This window comes from Arthrobacter sp. MYb224, from assembly GCF_002975455.1.
Lineage (GTDB): Bacteria > Actinomycetota > Actinomycetes > Actinomycetales > Micrococcaceae > Glutamicibacter.
In genome coordinates this window covers 71,057-90,960 of record NZ_PCPU01000011.1, presented here as the reverse complement: position 1 = coordinate 90,960, position 19,904 = coordinate 71,057, and the positions used below count along the sequence as shown (strand labels likewise).

The 19,904-nt window shown below is 55.9% G+C and carries 11 protein-coding genes; 4 read left to right on the top strand and 7 right to left on the bottom strand.

What is annotated here, in order from left to right:
- Positions 1-150 precede the first annotated feature (150 nt).
- Positions 151-1,371 carry an ammonium transporter gene (locus CQ017_RS16440; protein WP_105554607.1) on the bottom strand — a complete coding sequence of 407 codons (1,221 nt, stop codon included), beginning with the start codon at positions 1,369-1,371 and terminating at the stop codon, positions 151-153.
- A 548-nt stretch (positions 1,372-1,919) separates the two neighbouring features.
- Here CQ017_RS16440 and CQ017_RS16435 point away from each other — a divergent pair.
- Positions 1,920-2,564 (top strand): DNA-3-methyladenine glycosylase, encoded by a 645-nt coding sequence (locus CQ017_RS16435; RefSeq protein WP_308729563.1) that lies wholly within the window; start codon positions 1,920-1,922, stop codon positions 2,562-2,564.
- Positions 2,565-2,765: 201 nt separating this feature from the next.
- On the opposite strand, the gene CQ017_RS16430 is transcribed toward CQ017_RS16435, so the two are convergent.
- Complete coding sequence (locus CQ017_RS16430) at positions 2,766-4,094, bottom strand: M23 family metallopeptidase (RefSeq protein ID WP_146112520.1); 1,329 nt, start codon at positions 4,092-4,094, stop codon at positions 2,766-2,768.
- Positions 4,095-4,861: 767 nt separating this feature from the next.
- Here CQ017_RS16430 and CQ017_RS17955 point away from each other — a divergent pair.
- Together CQ017_RS17955 and CQ017_RS16425 are read left to right on the top strand one after the other, a co-directional pair.
- Positions 4,862-5,443, top strand: coding sequence for a hypothetical protein (locus CQ017_RS17955; RefSeq protein ID WP_146112519.1), 582 nt, complete (start codon positions 4,862-4,864; stop codon positions 5,441-5,443).
- Between the two features lie 439 nt (positions 5,444-5,882).
- Positions 5,883-7,730, top strand: coding sequence for a glycosyltransferase (locus CQ017_RS16425; protein ID WP_181148269.1), 1,848 nt, complete (start codon positions 5,883-5,885; stop codon positions 7,728-7,730).
- A gap of 110 nt (positions 7,731-7,840) precedes the next feature.
- Here the strand turns inward: CQ017_RS16425 and CQ017_RS16420 are convergent, their stop codons facing one another.
- Complete coding sequence (locus tag CQ017_RS16420; RefSeq protein WP_258133776.1) at positions 7,841-12,784, bottom strand: peroxidase family protein; 4,944 nt, start codon at positions 12,782-12,784, stop codon at positions 7,841-7,843.
- Between CQ017_RS16420 and CQ017_RS18440 the strand changes: the two genes are divergently transcribed.
- Entirely contained in the window at positions 12,704-13,021 is a 318-nt protein-coding gene (locus tag CQ017_RS18440; RefSeq protein ID WP_258133777.1) for a hypothetical protein, read from the top strand. The two genes, CQ017_RS16420 and CQ017_RS18440, sit on opposite strands and share 81 nt — an antisense overlap.
- 941 nt (positions 13,022-13,962) lie before the next feature.
- On the opposite strand, the gene CQ017_RS16415 is transcribed toward CQ017_RS18440, so the two are convergent.
- The 4 genes from CQ017_RS16415 to CQ017_RS16400 all read right to left on the bottom strand — a co-directional run bounded on the left by CQ017_RS16415 (position 13,963) and on the right by CQ017_RS16400 (position 19,869).
- A complete protein-coding gene (locus CQ017_RS16415; protein WP_105554602.1) occupies positions 13,963-14,646 on the bottom strand; it encodes a hypothetical protein in 684 nt (227 codons plus the stop codon).
- A 14-nt stretch (positions 14,647-14,660) separates the two neighbouring features.
- Positions 14,661-16,418 (bottom strand): SH3 domain-containing protein, encoded by a 1,758-nt coding sequence (locus CQ017_RS16410; protein WP_105554601.1) that lies wholly within the window; start codon positions 16,416-16,418, stop codon positions 14,661-14,663.
- Positions 16,419-16,742: 324 nt separating this feature from the next.
- Positions 16,743-18,881, bottom strand: a complete 2,139-nt coding sequence (locus CQ017_RS16405; protein WP_181150580.1) for an acyltransferase family protein — start codon at positions 18,879-18,881, stop codon at positions 16,743-16,745.
- A 340-nt stretch (positions 18,882-19,221) separates the two neighbouring features.
- The gene (locus tag CQ017_RS16400; protein ID WP_105554599.1) at positions 19,222-19,869 is read right to left on the bottom strand and encodes a hypothetical protein; all 648 of its coding nucleotides are present in this window, start codon (positions 19,867-19,869) and stop codon (positions 19,222-19,224) included.
- Between the last annotated feature and the right edge of the window lie 35 nt (positions 19,870-19,904).

The window sequence follows — 19,904 nt, the reverse complement described above, 5'->3', positions numbered from 1 at the left end:
GGTACCTGCCCCGGACGGGTCGGCCACAGGCCACGGACAGGATGTGGCAAACGCAGAGGAAGCCTGCCGATGGCCCCATGAACCATTGGCAGGCTTCCTGCGGAACTGCCGAGTCGCCCCGGAGTTCTACCCCTTATTCATCCCGCATTGCTATTTGCTGACCCAGTGGTACCCGCTTTCGTTGTGCTCGGAGACGTCGATGCCTTCGATCTCGGTTTCGGCCGAGACGCGCCACGGGGCGATCTTGTCGATGACCGTGGCAATGATCCAGGTCATGGCCGCCGAGAACACGATCACGACGAGCAGCGTCATGAACTGCGCAAGCAGCTGGCTCAGTCCGCCGCCGTAGAACAGGCCGCCGGCGTTCTCCTCGGTGGGCAGTGCGAAGAAGCCCAGGTACAGGGTGCCGATGATTCCGGCGACCAGGTGGACGCCCACCACGTCGAGCGAATCGTCGTAGCCGAGCTTCCACTTCAAGTTGACCGCCCAGGCGGCACCGGCACCGGCAATCAGTCCGAGCAGCAGGGCCGCCCATGGGGACAGGTCGGCGCAGGATGGCGTGATCGCGACCAAGCCGGCGACCAGGCCGGAGGCGACGCCTACCGAGCTTGGGCGCTGTCCGCGCAGCTTCTCAACCAGGATCCAGCCAAGCACCGCGGCGGCCGGAGCACCCATGGTGTTGATCCAGATCAGGCCGGCCTGCTCGATGGTGGTGGCGGCACCGGCGTTGAAGCCGAACCAGCCGAACCAGAGCAGTGCGGCGCCCAGCATCACCAGCGGGGTGTTATGCGGCTGGGGACGGTCGTGGAAGTTGTGGCGCTGGCCGAGCTTCAAAGCCAGGACAAGAGCTGCGATACCTGCGTTGGTGTGGACCACGGCGCCGCCGGCGAAGTCGATGGCTTCACCGAAGAGCTGGCCGAGAACGCCATCCTCGGAGAGCAGCCCGCCGCCCCAGATCCAGAAGGCCACCGGTGCGTAGACCAGCGAGACCCACAGCGGCACGAAGAGCAGCCACGGGGCGAAACGGCTGCGGTCCGCGATGGCGCCGGAGATAATCGCCACCGAGATCAGCGCGAAGGTGCCGGAGAATCCGGCCGCGAGCAAGCCACTGGGTTCGGTGTTCTGCATGGCGATGTCGCTGAACGGGTTGCCGATGACCCCGGCGATCGCCGGCTCCCCGGCGGAGAGCGAATAGCCCCAGAGAATCCAGACGATCGCGCTGAGCGCGGCCGCCGAGAAGCTCATCAGCATCATATTGACCACGCCGGTCGAGCGGGTCATTCCGCCGTAGAACAGGCCCAGTGCCGGTGTCATGAGTAGAACAAGCGCTGCGGCGATCATTATCCATAGGCTGGCTGTATCTAACTCCATGGGGTCCACATCTCCTCAAAGGTGTTAGGTGTATCGGTGAGTGAATCAAATACTTTCAAGTACTAATTCTTGGCCACCGATATTTCGCGGGCCTCCACCTTTGGTTTCGGGGATGTGACATTTCACCGGTTAGCGTGACGGTTTGTTCTCTTCGGTGTTTCCGGCAGGTTTCCGGATATTTATATGCACGCTGAACGAGCCGGCAGCTGCGTGTTGCAGCTGCCGACCCGACGAATTGCGTTTAGCAGTACTTAGAGCCATACGTTGCTTACTGCTTGGATCTGGGGACCGGTGGTTGAACCGAAAATACTGGTTTCATAACTCGGCGAGCCGGAGATGATCGCGGCGGAAGCGCGTTCGGCGTCAAATTACCGTGTAGTAGCCCCCGGCAGTCAAAGACAACCAGCAATGCAAAAAATTGTTGGACCGGTCAGGAGATCTTTTATTGCCACTCAGTCGCGGGTGTGAGTTTCAGAGCATCACATGTTTCCGGAGACAGTCGGCTTCTGCGCGGCGACCAAAATCTAAGCGAGACTTGGCATACTTGAATGATGGACCGAGATCTTCTTACTCCGGATGCTTTGCACGTCGCCCCGAGGTTGCTAGGAGCCTTATTCTCCGTGGATTCCGCCGAGGGGACGGTGACTCTTCGCATCACCGAAGTTGAAGCGTATATGGGCTTGGGCAGTGCTGGCCCGTATGATCCCGGCAGCCACTCGAAGGATCGCCGCACCGAGCGGAACTCGTCGATGTTCTTAGATCCCGGGCATGCTTACGTGTATTTCAGCTACGGAATGCACTTTGCGATCAACTTCGTCTGTTCGCCACAAGGTGCTGCCTCAGGAGTTCTGGTTCGTGCAGGTGAAATTGTCGAGGGCGCGGAGATTGCGCGCGCTCGCAGGCTTGCGCGAAGAGTAGACAGCAGCTCGATATTCGCAGATACCCAGCTGGCTCGGGGTCCAGGAAATGTGGCACAGGCGTTGGGGATTAACCGCATTGATCACGACGGAAAGGACCTTTTCGCCGCGCCGTTCCAGCTGGAAGAACCACGGAAAGTGCCAACGCGCATCTCTGTCGGTCCGCGGGTAGGGGTGGCAGGAATCGCAGGTGGTCCCGAATTTCCCTGGCGGTTCTGGCTACCAGGAGAACCTACGGTATCTGCCTTTAGACGTGGCAAGAATGCCCCGCAATAGCACGGCGATATTCTGACTCCAGTCCGCGGCCCTTCGGCTGGACCTTCCTACAGTACTGACCTGTAAGCCAATTCCCCATGCGCGTGTCCAGGACCTTGCACCCGAAACCCGCAGTATGTCTCAAGCCCCGAGGATCTTGAGCTCTGCGGATGCAATCGAAGCTCAGGGCGCTAGGCATAAGCCGTTGCAAGCTCAACTGCTTCACTCTTCTGGATCAGTCGATTCTGGCCGCTTCGCAGATTTTTCTTGAGCTGACGAGTCTGGCGTTTTGGACTTATCGGACTTTAGCGTTGGCAGCACGTTTGAATCCGGCACTTTAAGCAGCGGCGCGGAGGCACTCGGACTAATCTGCGTTTCCGGGGTCACCTTAGGAGGCTGACTCGGCTTCACGCTGGGAGTCGGCTTTGCGGATTGCTTTGGCGCTTCGATGCTTGGAGCTGATTCCTTGGGCGAATCACTTGGAGATTGGGTCGCCTTCGGTTTCACCGTGGGTTCTGCTGACTTCTCCGGAAGCTTCGTAGGAGAGGGAGTCACACTCGGCGACTTGCTAGGGCTTTGAGTTGGCTTCTGTTCTTCACTCTGGCTCGGTGAAGGAGAAGCTGACGGTTTAGCCGAAGGTGATTTGGAAGGCTCTTCCGACGCTGACGGAGTAGGTTTCGCTGACGGCGACTTCGAAGGCGAAGGAGTTGGTTTGACCGACGGCGTCTTCGAAGGCTTGGTGGATTCCGATGGCTTTGGCGAAGGCTTTGCCTTTGGCGTGGGCTCCGATTTCGGCTCGGGTTTCGGCACCACGGGGGTGTCGTCCTTCGGCACTACAACGTCAGGATTCTGTTCCTTGCGCGATTCCTTGCTTTGACGGTCGTCATCATTTTTTGAAGGGCTGTTTTTGCCGCCTTTAGGAGCGCTCTTGGCATCTACAGTCAAACGCGATGAATCGATCATCGCCTGACGTTGACCAGGGATCGATGGCAGATACAAACGTGGATCGGTCCAGCGCCCGTTGACAAGTACCTCGAAATGCACGTGACAGCCTGTGGAGTTGCCGGTCGTTCCTGCAAGCGCAATGACTTCACCTTGCTGAACTCTTTGACCCACCTTGACCAACAGCTTTGAGTTATGGCTGTATCCAGTTTGGACATTATGCTCGTGATCGATTGTCACGCGCATTCCGGAGTGCCCCGCCCATCGAGAAACGGTGACGGTTCCCGATTCGCTGGCGTAGACAGGCGAGCCGCAGGAGATTGGATAATCTTGGCCAATATGAATCTGGTTGCCAGGTCCCGTCGGGTTGGCACGCCACCCGTAAGGGCTGGAAATACGACGCGTCGTCACTGGGTGCATGAGTTGCAGGTTTCCAGGGAGCTGCCCGACTGAACTCAGCCTTCCCACGAGTTGCGCCCTTTCAGCGGGTACTTTCGTATCGCCTTGAGTCCTCTGGTTGACCGTGGCGTTAGAACCGGAGTTCTCGTCCGCACCGTTTGCTTCCCAGACATCGAGCGGCATGTCCACGGGACGTCCGTCGATGGCCAAGGCTTTGCCCGATCCCCCGAATATGGCCAGCGGTGCAAACTCGCTAACGACAATTGGGTAGCTATCTAGGCTACTGGCCTCCAATGAGCCCACCACTGTTGGAATGGTTCCGCTTCTGACTTCAGCCGGTTGGGCGAATAGCGGCCAGCCGAGTGCTCCCGTAAGACAGAGCGCGGACAGCGCAGAAGTTCCCCAGAGTACCAACGGTCTTTTCCGCTGAACGACTCTGTGTCTGGGCAAAAAATAGGTCACATGATGACGACGTTTCACAATAATCCGGTCCCCCCAAAGCACGAATTGATTGTAGGCTTCAAGACTATGCCGAATTCGAAAAGTAATCTAGATGTGGGAGAAAATAATCCAAATTCCTACTCCCGATAAGCGGGTTTGAATTTAATCGCTTCAGATCAGAGGCACACATTTCTTCCTTTCTTGGGAATAAATTTTCACGAAAATATGCCGCATCACCTAACGCCAACTCTTTGGTGTCAAAATCGAAAATCCTGCTATATCTGGCAGGCATTGCGAAAACCAAGTAGTTGCACATGCCCACACATGGATTCTCCGAGTTGTTTACCATCCTCGGGCGCTCCTCCGTGAAAAGGATCAATTCTTGCACTTCTTACTTCACTTCTTTACAGGGTTTAAAGAGTAAAAATAGCGGCCGTATGCCGCGTTGCTAGGAGGAATTCTAGTAGATGGTCACAATTACGCTTCGATTCCTCTAATTCATGTTCAATCTAGTGATTCATTGGGATACTTCGAATATGGAATATTTTCGCTTGGGGGAAAAGATACTTGCTGCGGTTGGCATGCTTGCCTTATGCATTTCGACTGCTTCGTGCACAACTGGACCAACTTCGGATGACGGCGAACCGAACGCGCAATATAGCGTTAGCCCTTCAACCGCGAACACCACGAGTACAGACCCAACCCCGGAAACAAGCAGACCAGTTGCCACGGCGACAGATCAGCCGAATCTGACACCGAAAGCCAGCGCGACACCGACTTCTTCAACCACTGAGCCGGGAACAATAACTGGTTCAAATCAAGGTGAAATTTTCATCGACATCCAAGCTAGTCCAATGCCGCCGGATGTTAGGTGTGAAGGTTTTGCGTACAATTCCGATGGCGTGAATTCAGGCGGCGGTGCTTTAGTCGGTGCAACGCTAAAGCTTGGCTCAGTTTCCGCCACTGTGCCCACGCGGGTGACCCTGCTCCCTGGCAATTACGAGATCAGTATCGACTGTTCATTTGATAGCAGGCGTTGGAGCGGCAATAGTGAGCAGACCTCGGTCGCTGGCGGTCAATCCTCGGATCTCCAGATCACATTGAGTGAATCAAAATAACGTAATGTGCTTTTGAAGTTCTTCGGATTATGAGTCCAGGATTTCACCAACGGCAACTGCCGCCGCGGGTTGGTGTCCACACCATCGCAATGGAGCAGATACGGCTTCCTACTAGTTATGTCGCAGATCTGCCGACAGCTACGATGGGTTCTACGGAGCCAAGAGACTAATTTCGGCTTGGTGAACGACACAAACGCAATGGCTCTCAGGATTCGTCCCTTTCCATGACTCCTGAATACAGGACTTTTAAGTAAGCGCCTGAGAGAATATTTTACGGAGCTCACTGCAGTTCGGCTCAGCTTTCAATAAAGATCTAGGTTTCAGCCCAAGTCCATGGGACGTGGATTCACGAAACACCAAAAATGAATTTATTGCCGACGGTTCTTGGTTAGGCTGAAGATTAGAGACCGACATGCAACCATCTGTGAAAGTAGCTGTGATGATCAAGGAATACCCACCGGTTTCGGCAGAACATTTGATCAGTGTTCCTGACAATTACAAACCAGGTGCCCTACCCACGTTGATGGTGACTTGGACTGTTGACGAAATATTCGGTGGAATGACGAAGATGTGCCTCGACCGCGCCCATATTTTCCATGAGCGCGGAGTTCCGTCTGCCGTTGTGACATTTGCTCCGAATCCAGACTTCGAGGTGACGCGTCGGGCGCTGGTCGAGGCCGGGAAACTCAACGCGAATGTGCCCATCGTCAACTTGCATGAGTATTACGCCCGGCATTTTCCCGAGGACGCCGCCACCGGTTTCAAAGCCAGTGACGTGGACGGATTTCAATGGGTAGATGCGGAAGAGATTCACCGTTCTGATGACCAAAGCCTTTTATCCCGAGACTTCACAATTGATGCTGAGCCGGAACAACGCTGCCGGGAGTACTACCGCAGAGATGGCAGCCGCTACATGGTTGACTGCACGCTCCCGCAGCTCAACGATTCCTCCAAGAAAAGACGAGTCCTGCAGTTGTTCAGCCCAGATGGTTCGCCCGTCGCGGAGTTCCCAAGTGCTGCCAAATTGTACCGCCACTGGCTCTCGGAGATCATCGGTTCTGCCGACACCAACCTGATAGTCGATAGCAAATACTCAGCCGCATTCCTCGGCGTTTGGAAGCATCCGTCAGCAGTCAAACTGTACGCATTCCACAGCACACATGTTGCGCCCAGGCAGAATCTCCTTACCGGCAAGCTGACAAAATCGCACAGCCCCATCATTGAACAGCGCCAAGAGTGGGATGGCCTGGTCTTTCTCACGAAGTCGCAGCGAGATGCATTCACACGCAGGTTTGGCAACGACACTAATTCCTTCGTGATTGGCAATCCGACAGAAGGTCCTGCCTCCTATCCCCCAGCTGCTGAACGGGATCCCAAGAAAGTCGTTTACGTTGGCCGGCTATCAGCTGGAAAGAATGTCAACGAAGTCATCGATATCGTCCACTTGCTGGTTCAGTCCGGTGAAGCGGTGACTTTGGACATCATTGGCGATGGCGTACAGCGTGAAGCCTTGGAACAGCAGGTCCGAGATCTGGGTCTCGAAGGAGCAGTCAATTTCCTGGGCCACATATCCTCGGTTACCCAGCATCTGCAGAAGGCAACCGTCCTATTGCTGTGCAGCAGCTACGAAGGCCAATCGCTGGTGATGCTCGAAGCCCAGGCCAACGGTTGCATCCCGGTGACTTACGACGTTGATTTTGGGCCACGTGATGTCATTGAAGATGGGGTGTCGGGCTACCTGGTGCCTTTCGGAGAGAAAGACAGCGCGGCGGAAACCGTCTCGCAATTGTTGAAGGACGAGAATTTGAGGGCCAGAATTTCCCTTGAGGCCTTCAACCGCGCAGTGAATTTCAACAACGAGTCAACGTTCAACAGGTGGCAGCAGGCCCTGGGCGATACCCGACGCAGCCGGCAAGTGGCCCAGATGCTCGCTACGATCAAACCGGTTCTCGAAGGCATCAGATTCTGCGTCGATGGAAATCTAGAGCTCATGCTTGCGTGGGATGGTCTTCAGCTGGAATTCGATGCCATGGAATTACTGGTGGCTCCGCGAGGAGCCGCTGGGTTAGACACTCAGGCCGTGCTCGAGGCTTCGGCCAATGGGAACGGAACAGCAACGTTCACTATCCCAGGCAATATCCGTACGAATACCGATGCGAAGGAACCGCTGGATCTCAGCGTCCGGTTGCGCTCGGGCGATGCATCAGCCATCTTGCGGCTGGGTGTTCCTCAGGGCCACAGCCTCAGTCCATATCTGACCGCGTACGGAAACCTGAGCATCAAGTAGCCTCACATCCGAACCCAGCAAAAGGCGCCGCTTGCAATGTGTGAACATTGGAAGCGGCGCCTTTTTCATTCTATTTCTGGCTGGTTACTCCTTGATGCGGGTCAGCCCTTCTACTCGACCGGAGCTGGCTCGGGGGCCAGGTTGGTCGGGCTTGGGATCATGTTCGTCTCGTTGGAGTAGGCCGTTTCGGCGGTCCCTTGATCATCGGTGTATTCGATGGCCAAGCGGATGAACTGATTTTGCTGCCCGGTGGTTACCAAGAAGCTGGCCATAGTCGCTCCGTCGCCGGTGGCTCCGTCGATGTTGCTCCAGTCGCCACCTTCTGTCCTCTGCTGCCAGGTGTAAACGCCGCCTGGCTCTTCGAGTACGGATTCGGCGCCATCTTCATCCGACATCTGGGTGGTGATATGCAGGATATCTCCAACCGAGGCTGTCTGAGGAGCAATGACCGGACCGACCGGTTCGTCATTCACGTTGGCTACCGCTTCGGTTCCTGCCGAGGCGATCTGCTCGTGAGTGCCGTTGCCGTCAATGTAGGTCACCAGTACCCGGACCGGTGCGCCAACTTCGGCGTCGGTGAGGGTGAAGGTTCCGGACTCATTCGTCTGGGTGGTGACCCAGGCGTTGGAGAACGGATCGGTTCCGGCTTCCACGAAGGACTGCAGCGAGAAGGTGAAATCAGAATCGATGCCGTCGAGGTCTTCGACCCCATCGGCGTTCGTGGTAATCTCGCCATTTTCGGTGATCGGATCGGTGATGCCAAGCACTACCTCGCCTGTAGCCTGTCCACAGGTTTCAGTGGTTCCCAATGGCAAGCAGACGACTTGGTCATTGAACTGAATGCGTTCAATGTTCCGCAGTACGTTTGACATCTCTTCGCCTTCGAGAGTGTTGACTACCTTGACCACATTGTCTGCCAGCGCGGAGACCGTGTAGTCTTCCTCGATGCCTTCAAAGACCACCGTGTCGATGTTCTCTGATTCGTTCTCCAGCTGAAGAACTTCGCGAACCATGTGCAGTTCGCTTGGGTTGATGGTGCCGTTGAGCATCCGGGTGCTGAAAGCTGCAATCGAATCCTGGGACTCGACGGCTCCGCCCTCTGGCCGGTATTCAACACGCACGTTCAACCAGGCATCCCCGTCGACGAAGTTGCGTCCGTCGCGCGGTTCGATCAGATCAGAACCCGTGCCTCCGAGGAGGATGTTGTTATTGTGATCCCCATCGTAAGTGGTCGGGTCGTCCAGGAGGAACGGACGTGCGTATTCAGGCAAGTCCCCGCCACCGAGCAAGTCACGCAATCCGTCAATCCGGTTCAGGTGATCTTGGGTCAGATGGTGACCGTAGCCGATCGCTCCGCCGGCAGGATCGAAGGTGAGATCCACACCGCCTTGCGAACCGCGCAGGATGTCGTCTCCGTTCCAACCACTGGTTGCTTCGGTCTGCAGGAACCTGTCACGGATGCCTGTGATCGACTGCGGCATGCCAACGATAAATCCCATGTCGGCATTGACCAGTGTCCGGTGGCCCTTGTAGCTCACCCAGTCGAATCCCAGTACTCCCGAATACCTGTCGGTGGCTCCACCGGCAACCATGATGTCATCTCCGCCTTCTGCGTCGAAGTCGTTGTTGCCACCACCGCCGATGAGGATATCGTGCCCACCGTGGTACAGGTTCGGATCATTGAACATGGTATTACCCATGTCACCTTGGAGCAGGTCGCCGTTGCCGCCGTTGCCCTGAACCCAGTCGTTGCCCTCGTCTCCATAGAGGATGTCCGAGCCGGTGGAACCGAGCAGGAAATCATCTCCAAGGCCACCGTGTGCTGTGACTCGATCCTGGCCGCCGAGCATGAAGTCGGTGCCCGAACCGCCAAAGGTGAGGTCCCCGACTCCGGGCCCTGGGTTCAGCACATCGTTCCCTGCTTCGCCCTGCAACCTGTCTGCGTCGCCGAAGAGGTCGGTGATGATGTCATCGCCATCCCCGCCCATGATGGCATCGTTGCCGTCATCGCCTTCGATGCGGTCATTGCCGCCACGACCCCAGATGGAGTCATCGCCCAGTCCGCCGCGGATGCTGCTAGCCTCGTTGGTGTCCTGGATGACAATGTGCTCTGCTCCGGTGAAGCGCCAGCCATTTGCTGCCGACCCGGTGAGCCCGGCGGCGTTCAGATTCTCCTGCGTATCCGAGAGATCGAACGTCAGTTGCGGTGCGGCAAAGACATCATGCGGCACCTTCTCTGCGGTCGTGTTGCGGATGACCAGCTGCGAGAGTGAATTCGCTTCCAAGGAGTGGAAGAGCGTATTACCCAGGTTGCGGGTCAAGTAGTAGAACCTGTCACCATTTTGCAGATCCTCCAGTTGCGCCTCGAACACGTAGTTGAACGTGGAACCGAGCATGCCACCGAAGATGTATGGCTTTTCTGCAAGTCCACCCATCCACAGATCCACGTCGTTCAGTCCCGTTTCAGCTGCCGGAAGAGCCATATAGGCTGGATCAGCAGCCAATACTGTGCCGGCTGCGCGTTTTGCCTCCAGCGTATCCACCCCGGTTACCGACTCATGTGTTGAGTAGGCGGCCAGGAAGTTGCTGATTGATTCCGGGTTCTTCATTGAGAGCCTGAAATCTTCCCAGCTGGCGTATGGCTCAAGCTGCGAGTCACCGGATTCATTGAAGAACGTCTCACGAGCGGTCTGCATTGAAGGAACACCGGTCTCCCTTGCTCGGGCAAGGTTGATCGTTGGCAGGTCCAGTGGCAGACCCAGCAACTTGTTGCGCAGCGTGTCGGTGACAAACTCATCAACGCCGTTGGCCGTTTGATTGGCCAGGCCCTTGAGAATGCCGCCGGCAGATTCATCGGCAGTCAACGGAGTACCGTCTGGTGCCGTGGCGAATGCTTCAGGATTCAAGAACGCATCCAACAGTGGCATTTCGACTATCTGCCCGTTGTGTTCACGAGGAACAGTTTCACGCAACATGGAGTGCCCGAAGCGGTATACCGCGTGGGCGAATTCGGCCCTGATCGATGCATTGATGCCCGGCTGGTATGAATTCTCGTTCAGCACCGTCGGATCGATCGAAGGAGCGATACGGCGAGCGAATTCCTCGAACACCAGGTGCTGGTACTGCATTTCAGTCATGAAGCGTCCTGCTTGGTACAGGCGTTCACCATAGTTCCAGAATCCATCCTTCTGGAAACGCTCCAGCAGCTCGGCTGGCAGATTGTTTTCCAGTTCGTCACGGATCTGTTCTGTCACGCGGTTGTGCTCGGAGTGGAACACGTGGTGCACGGAGGTCAGCCCGATATTCTCATTACCGCGTCCGTCACCGGTGATGTAGTGGTTTTCCAAGGCTGTATTATCGTAGCCCGGGATCTGCGGCCCATCCGGATCTGCGGGATTATCAACCAACAGCGGTGTCGCGCCATGGGCAATATCATCAAGGAATGATGCATTGGCCGTCAGCGCGCCGTCGGTGGATAGCGGAGCAGCGCGGTCACCGGACCGCATTCCATCCTCGAAGGCAAGCTGTGCTTGCCCATTGGTGCCCAAGACCAATCCACCATAGGGATCGGTGTAAAGCAGCGGCACGTCCAACACATCGAAGTCATCCAATTCGATGCCCAGCACGGTACGCGCTTGGTCTTTCACGTTCTTCCAGGTTGGAAGGCCTTCTCCGCCTTCACCGTTGAGAATCTTTCCGGTTGGTACCGGAGAATCATTGACCAAGACGTACTCACGCATGAATGCATTGTGCGAAGCGTGCGAACCATAGGTTTGATTCTGATCCACGAACGGAGTGGTGCGGTTGACGTGTTCGCGCTGCCCATCGGTGTCATCGATCGTGGCACGGGTCAGCGTCAGGAAGTTCGTGTTGGCACCTTCCACGTACAGTGGATCATCGGGCTTCAGTGGAACAACTACGGTTCCGTTTCCACCCTTGGATACGAGATCCAATCCGTGATCGAAGAACTGACCGAAAATGGTGAAGAGGCTCGTAGCCGAAGCTGAAAGTCCCTCATCAGTCGCGATATCCGGGATCATATAGTTCGTTCCTGGTACAAATGGGTTCACTAGACCTTCGAGGGTCGGACCCACTGCCACTTCGCCACCCAGAATCACAATACTGGCTGGCTGCAGTCGTTCGATCTCAGCTTGCACGGCTGCCGGTAGAGTACCGTTGCTAGGAACTAGCAGGATTGGCGCTCCCTTTGTTCCTGCCACCGAAGCGATCGACAATGCATCTGGAAAGTTGCTTCGGGTTGTTAGATAAACAACTGGCACCGGCGGGGTGAAATGAGCTGCCGAAATCATCGTCGCGGTTTCAATAGCCGTGGCGCCACCAATGCGTTCGGTGGTCCACGAAGCAGCTAAGGTGCTCTCAACCTCTGCGGAAACTGCCACTGGGCCACCAAGAATTACGACTTTGGCCGGGTTCAATCGGTTTATTTCCGCCAATACGTTCGCCGAAATTGAATTCTGCGAGACCAATAGCACTGGCGCATTGTCTCGTGCTGCAGGTGAAGCCACAGCAAGCGCATCTTGGAAGGTTGCGCCCGTTGCAATGTATACCGTCTCGACCGGAGCATCGCTAACCGGGTCCGGATGCGCATACTTGCTCATCTCGATGGCCGTATCAAACCTGGTTGCTCCTGCTAAACGTTCAACGCCCACCGAAGCGAAGGCTTCCAGCTGTGTCGCAACATTATCGCTAATGGCCAATGGACCACCGGCGATGATGATGCGATTAGGGCTGAGCCTAGTGAGCTCGGTAGCAGACACTTCAGGAATGCTGTCAGTATTAACCAGAAGCACTGGAGCCCCGGCGGCTTTGGCCACGGCGCTTACCGTCAAAGCATCAGGAAAATCATTGACACGTGCGACAATCACAGTTTCAACATCGGCAGGGAAATTCGTCCTACTAATTTCCGCTGACGTTCCAACAGCATTTGGGCCGAAAATACGTGTGGACGTGCCGTGACCTTCTATGCCAGCTCCCTCAACCCGATCAGCAACCGCGCCTGCAGCGTCGTTGGCGACGGTCTGATCAACAATCAAGTTACTGATTGTTCGTGGTTCGGAATCATAGACGAATCCATCGGTCTGAGCGTAACTCGTTTGCGCGCCAGGTTGATCGGAGTTATTGCCCGGAGCAAAGGGTGGCGTGACTTCGGCGTCGTTGTACTCGGCGTCCAAAAGACGAGGGAAAACTTCCTGCGCCGTACCATATCCGTTCTGGTCAGGCATGAGGTTATTCCACCGCCCATCAACCGTTCGCAGACCAAATGGCAATAGCGGCGATCCAACACAAGGATCCCCATCTAAGTCAAAGTGAGTTTGCGTAGGAATATCAAACGTGGCAGTCGATTTGCATAACGGAGACGAACTCGCATTCGCAAGCGTATCTTCAGCATGAGCCTCAGAAATCTCGATTTGTTTGATGATGAATTCGAGGTCTCCTTGTGAGACGTTGAAATCCTGGCCTGCCGGCGGTGCTGCAACTGCTGCAGGGACACCTGTCATCGCCCCAGAAACAACCATCGTCACGGCTACAGCCAGTGCGCCGATTTTGGCGCCCGGAGATCCGGGCGCACCTCTCTTGCGTGGCATCTTATTTCTCCCCAAAGAAATGGTCCAGCGCTAATCGCCATTGGACCAACGAGCCCCTGGCGTGTTCCCCCAATTTATTGCCCCGCTTGGGATCCCACTCCCGAGTTGGCTTAACTATCATCGAAAATTCACTTTAAGTAAATAGACTTCGCGGAATTATCTGATATTTATCAAAATAAATGTGAAACGGTCACTAAAGGTTGATGCGCACCAACTAACTCCTGCGTAAATATTCAACGTTTCAACGAAATTCCAAATTATAACTTATTCATGAAATGCGACTCTCTCCAAAACTGCAGAGTTAAATTAGGATTATATAAACAAAAGAATTCGACTCCCCAAAAAACGTTGACTATCAGATACGAGTCGATGTACTGCCGAAGGGCTCTCGAAAGAATGGAATTGAGCCCAATTGGCGAGGGATTTGAACAGTAATAAATGTCCAGATTCATCCAGTTAAAGCATCATATTTTCGGTAAAGTCAGGTTGCATTTCCCGCAGATATCTAAACGCACAATTGCGCCTCACGTCGACTACGCACATGCCCGAGCCAACGTGAATTCAGATGCAATCAGCGACTATATTAATGAATTCTTCGCCGGCGTTCGAAAGTGAACTCAGGAATATCATCCCGAGTAATCCCAAGTCCAGCCACCGGTCTTTTCAGGGTCGTAGACTACTTGCCCTGAATCATACGGCGAGTCCAGCATGATCTCTCCACGAATCGAGCCTCCCGCCCCTACCGCAATGTCCAGGGCGTTTTCAACCTCGCAGGAGTAAGACGCCACCGTATCCAGCTGGTACGTCACTTCCTTGTTCTGGCCTGCTGAGACGCCAAAGACCGAAGCGTCCATTGGCATCAAGGCGATTTCCTCATCCACCACTTTGGCTGCCGAGGTTGCCAAATTGGCACTGACATCAACTAACAAGAAGTTTCCATTTTCAGGTTTGATTTCCTCCCCGAAGCCGCGAAGTGTGCAGGATTCAAGGACCTCGACACTGTGCACGGTGATTTCAAAGGACGGCTTCGTGGCGCCATCAACGGTTAGCTTGCCTGGTTCCCCAAGTTTCTTGATCACCTGGGCTTGAGCATCAACGAATACTTTTTCACCCGTTGCGGCGTCCGTCTTGGCTACATCAGCGAGGTGCTTTTGAGTATCAGCGGAAGTACTTTCGGCCTGCGCTTGGAAAGTGTTGCCAAGCACCAAGCCAGCGGCACCCAGTGCCAGCACACCCGCGGCTGCCAAAATGAGTGGCTTCGTCCGTCGGGGACGATTGCGCTCAAGTACTTCCTGATTGGGCCTTTTCATGTGGGGTTCCTTGCCTAGGAGCGCTTTAAGAAGTCGCCTGAGGAGATGTATCGACCAGAATTTTTGACAACCTTCTCCGAGAAGGCTGTCGTCTTGTAAGTCCAGGACTGAGAACCATCACTCAGTCGAACCTTCTGACGCGTGTACATGGGTTTACCTTGGTAGCGCAGCTGACTTTCATAGATGTCTAGTTTCCTGAGCATTCCTGGTCCCTTGCTATCGGAATACTGGAACTGTTCGGTCACTACCGTCTTGGGACCGTTGGTCAAGAATGTCCAGTTGCGATTCCAGAGTTGGTAGAGCGATGACTTGGAGATCCTCTGATTCATCGCCTTCTGTTGGAAACCACCCATGACGTTGTAAGCAGATTGCCCCGTGCGCAGCGTCCCGTAGACCGCCACCGAGTATGGCCCGTGCAGTCGCAGGTTGCCCTTTTCCTTGATGAATCCCGCGCTCGAGCCAACCTTGATCTTGACCCAACCGCCGTCAGCTTTGTGAGTGACGGTGACCTTCATGCCCTTCTTGACGCTGCCCACCGATTTTGCCTTTGAGCTTGGATCTTTGGCCAAGTTCAGAGATTTGGTGGTGAAGCGTGCATAGTCGGAAACGTTTTTGACCGGTGGAAGCAAGCCTGCGGGTTTTTTCCGGTCAGTCACGTCAGTCCAGACCCATTTTCCGTTGACTTTCACTTCGTCGCGTCGGTTTTTAGAGTTCCAAGTCGCCCATTGGACCTTGGTACCGCGTGTGATGGTGCCTATTTTTCTGTCTGTCGATTTATCCGCGCGATCGTAGAGATTGCCATTCTTCTGCGCATATCGATATTGGGTCTGTGGCGCTTTGCGGTTGGTGACCGCGGTCCACGCCCATCTGCCATTAAGTTTAATTTCGTCCCTGCGGGCTTTGGAGTCCCATGCTCCGAAGCGGACCTTTGTCCCGCGTCGAATGGTGCCGGTGGCTTTGCCGCTTGAGGTGTAGACCGTGCCTGTGCTTTGCGCATAGCGATACTGGACGGTCACAGCCTTGCGATCGGTCACGTCCGTCCAAACCCATTTGCCGTTGACGAGGATTTCGTTGCGTCGGCTGCTGGCCACCCAACGGCGCACCTCGTATTTTTCGCCGACATGGACGCGCCCGACTACTTTCGATTGCTTCGGATCGTAGTGCGAATACGTGGCGCCACTTCGCTGTACGAAGCGGTAGGCCCTAGCCGGCGCTTTGCTACTCAGCTGACTGGTTTTGACCCAGCCGTGGTAATAGCTGGTCTTGATATGCGCTGCGGAGCCTTGAATCTCCAGGAGTTGCACCTGAGTGCGCAGATTGACCGACCCGACACGTCGAGTCAATTGCGCGGTGGAGTAGATCGACGCGTAACTGCGCATAAAACGTTTGGATTCGTCCTTGGTATAGGTACGAGTTTTTAGATACTGCGTCGCAGACCAACCCGTCTTTGAACCCCATTTGAGCTGGCTCCAGTTGCCTTGTTCTTTGCCGGTGAGTTTAACGACGGTCCCCTTGGACATGACGCCCAAGGAATCGGAATTCGTTGCTGGACTTTTACGCAGCTTCAGATTCACCGTGGTGCTGGTCTCGGTGACTTTTTTCAGGTATTTCGACGGTGGAGCGTGTTCGGCTTCATGCCCCGCGCTTTGAATCCGTACGGACATGACCGGCTCGACGGCATGCGCCGAAGGCGTCAGTGACAACGGTGCCGCCAACGCGAGAAAGCCAACGATTGCCACAACACGTTGACTGAATTTAGGTTGTTTGCGCATCAGAAAAACTCTCCACCCATAACCACCAAGTAACCCATTTATTGGTAGCGATTAAATAGAGAGTACCGCCACGATTCTGATCATAGATAGAACGGCGGCGTCCCACAAGTCTTTTGTCGACTGTTTGTAATTTGTTCATCCTTGCAAGCGGGATATCTGGTCAAACTGCTACGAGGCCAGTCACACAACGTGGTTGATTCACCTGCTGGTGTGGAATTACGCCAAAGATATAGCTGTGGGTCGCGTTTCTTCCTAGGAAATGCGACCCACAGCCATGTTCGGATGCTTGCCGCCGAGCCGTACCGGCAAGGCCTTGGATTGGTTTTACTCTTTGTTCGAGGCGAACAGCTTGTCGTTGTCCAGTGCCGCTTTCAATCGGGCATCCAGTGGTGTGGCCAGATGCGCGGCCATGGTCTGCGACAGATGCGAGTGATCCCAGAAGGCGATCACCCCGCCGATAACGCCGTGGCATGTCTCATCCCGGCAGAATTTGTCATTCATGCTCAGCGCCACAATATTCGGATCGTCCAGGGAATTCACCGCGTCAACCTGTGGATCCATGGGAATCCACTCTTCGGCCGCGCCGCTGCATTCGCCCAGGCGCTGCTCATTTTCGGCCACGCAATCGGGCAGGTTGTCCACGGTGCTTCCGGGGAATGGGGTATCGCGGATGACCGCGACCTGCGCTCCGGTGCCTTCCCACTCGCGCAGGGTCTTTTCGAATGCTTTTTTCGCTGGCTCTGCGGACCCTGCCAGATCTTGCCCGAGCACCGGCAGCGACTGCCGGCTCGATGAGATGACCAGGTCGTAGTCCTCTTTCTCGATCTCGCCGGTGACCCACCCGGCGTACTCGGTGCAGCCATCGATGGAGGCTTGCTCGTCATAGTCCTGCGGCTCGCCCATCACGGCGCAGCGGCTGATCAGGTAGGTGTCTAGCGCCCAACCGCGTTTTTCTGCAATGGACTTCACTGCGGGGACCCACTGTCCGGCATGCGAGTTGCCGACGAGAGCAATCTTAATTTTCCCTTCACCAAAGCTGCACACGGGACGCTCGGCGTAGTTGTCCCCTTGGCCGGCAAAGCAGTCGTCCTTGTAGATATCGGGCTTGTCCTCCTTGGCCATAATGGGGGCCGGAGCCAATTGCTGATATCTGTCCGGAATGCCCTTTTTCGCCACACAATCATCCGTCAGCCCGTTGGACGCAAAGCAATCGACACCGACTTGGGCGCTAACCCGCTTGACGGACGCGGAGATGTCCTTGGACTCCTCCATGATGGCGCCGCTCATCGAATAGAACGCGCCGGCGGCCAAGGCCAAGGTCGCGGAGCCCGCAAGCAAGAAGCGCGGGGCGCTGAAATGCTTCGATACCTCAATGAACTTGCGGAAGCGGACCTCCACGAGCTTCTGCGTGAGTACCGACAGCACCAAGGTCAGAGCCAGCGCTCCGAGCTGGGCCGCGATTCCAAAGTCCGCCACCACGTAGGGGGCAAGGATCAGTATCGGCCAGTGCCACAGGTAGATGGCGTAGGAATTATCGCCAAAGAACCCCATGAAGCGGTTTGCCAGCAACTTGTTCGGAGACCACTTGTGTGTCGAATGAGCCAGCAGCAGCAAAGCGGTGCCAAGGACGGGAAGGAGTGCAATGTATCCGGGGAATGGCATCTCGCCGTCGAAGCTCAGCGCACTGAACACGATGGCCGCTAGCCCCACCCAGGTGGCCAGCATACTCAGCACATTGTTTTTTGCGGCGTAGGCGCGCTTGCCCAATGCAGCGACCAACGCGCCGGCGGCAAATTCCCAGGCACGGGTGAAGGTCGAGAAGTAGGCGGTGCCCGCATCGGTGGCCGTAGCGTACATGGAATACCCCAGCGACAAGGCGAAGATCAGCCCCACGCCGGCTAAGGCTACGTTGCGCCGGTTCCAGCCGAAGCGCACGGCTGCCATGATCAGCGCGCCAATGAGAATCGGCCACACCAGATAGAACTGCTCTTCGCCCGAGAGGGACCAGAAGTGTTGGAAGGGGCTTGGCGAATCCGCCTCGGCGAGGTAGTCGACCTTGGAGGTCGCCAGATACCAGTTCTGGAAATAGAAGGTGGCCGCGATGGCTTGGAATCCCCAGTCCTGCCAGAGGGTGATCGGCGCCAGCAGCCAAACTCCGAGCAGGGCGCTGAGGATCACCAGAAATGAGGCGGGAAGCAGGCGCTTGACGCGGCGCATCCAGAATTGCGCCACATCCTTGATGTTCTGTGGTGGACGTTTGATCAAGTGGGTGGTGATCAAGAATCCGGAGATCACAAAGAAGACGTCGACCCCGACAAATCCGCCGGGCAGGGCGGTGGGCCAGAAGTGGTAAAGCACCACGATTCCCACCGCGATAGCACGCAGTCCTTGGATATCCCCACGGAAAACCGCCGGTGTGGATTGTGGCGCGGACGCGACAGTCTTGGTTTGCTGCAGGCTCACGTGCGGCGGGATCCTTTGTCCGGGGATAGGTTCACAAGGCAAGGCGGGGCATGCACGGCTTGCCAACGTAGAAACGGCCTCGAATACTCGAGGCCTGCTTTTCATGTCTATCGATCTAAGCTGAACAAAGACTGAACAGTTACCTCATCTTAGCTTGGCGCTGAGGTTGCTTGGCCTGCATCTATATATAAACCGCCCTGCCCACCGGTGCATTCAAGGCGATTGGTGCCCATATGCATCGATCGCATTGTGACCCAACGCTCAGGAAACTTCGGTATTGGCAGGCACAGGGAATCGGCGGTGCGCGAGCACGCTTGGCGCCACCGGCATCCGTTGCTGACTAGAAGCTCCAGGTCCAACCGCCGGTTTTCTCCGGATCGTAGATCACCTGGCCCGAGCTAAACGGCGAATCGAGCATCAGCTGCCCGGTGACCGTATCCCCGGCTCCGACCGCGATATCCAAGGCGTTGGGCACCTGACAAGAATAGGATGCAATGGTGTCCAGGTCATAGGTGATGTTCTCGTTCTCTCCCTGCGATACCCCGAAGACCGACGCGTCCAGTGGCATCAAGGCAATGTCCGCATCCACCGCGGCTGCCGCCGCGGCATCCAGGGTTGCGCTGATGTCGAGCAGCAGGAAGGTGCCGTTTTCAGGTTCGAGCTGTTGGCCGAACCCGCGAAGTTGGCAGCTGTCCAAGGCCTGCACCTTCGTGACGGTGATTTCAAACGACGGAGCTTGCTCGCCCTCGACGGTGAGCTTTCCAGCCTCGCCGAGTTTCTTGACCACCTGTGATTCGGAATCCACATAGACCTTCTCCCCGGTCTGCGGATCGGTAACCGCGACATCGGCAATCCGGTGTTCGGCGGTATCGCTGGCCTGCGCCGGCAGGTCGTCGTTGGAGTTGGCCACGAGCACCGCGCCGGTGACCGCGCCGGCGGCAAGCAATGCACCGGCGGTGAGCCCGATAGCCCGTTTGTTCGAGTTCATGGTGCGGCCTTTCCGCTTGAGCCGCCAGCGGGCGG

What these genes read in the sequence shown, in the direction of transcription:
- CQ017_RS16440 (WP_105554607.1), bottom strand. Translation starts at nt 1,371, where the DNA reads ATGGAGTTAGATACAGCCAGCCTATGGATAATGATCGCCGCAGCGCTT.
- CQ017_RS16435 (WP_308729563.1), top strand. Translation starts at nt 1,920, where the DNA reads ATGATGGACCGAGATCTTCTTACTCCGGATGCTTTGCACGTCGCCCCG.
- CQ017_RS17955 (WP_146112519.1), top strand. Translation starts at nt 4,862, where the DNA reads ATGGAATATTTTCGCTTGGGGGAAAAGATACTTGCTGCGGTTGGCATG.
- CQ017_RS16425 (WP_181148269.1), top strand. Translation starts at nt 5,883, where the DNA reads ATGATCAAGGAATACCCACCGGTTTCGGCAGAACATTTGATCAGTGTT.
- CQ017_RS16415 (WP_105554602.1), bottom strand. Translation starts at nt 14,646, where the DNA reads ATGAAAAGGCCCAATCAGGAAGTACTTGAGCGCAATCGTCCCCGACGG.
- CQ017_RS16410 (WP_105554601.1), bottom strand. Translation starts at nt 16,418, where the DNA reads ATGCGCAAACAACCTAAATTCAGTCAACGTGTTGTGGCAATCGTTGGC.
- CQ017_RS16400 (WP_105554599.1), bottom strand. Translation starts at nt 19,869, where the DNA reads ATGAACTCGAACAAACGGGCTATCGGGCTCACCGCCGGTGCATTGCTT.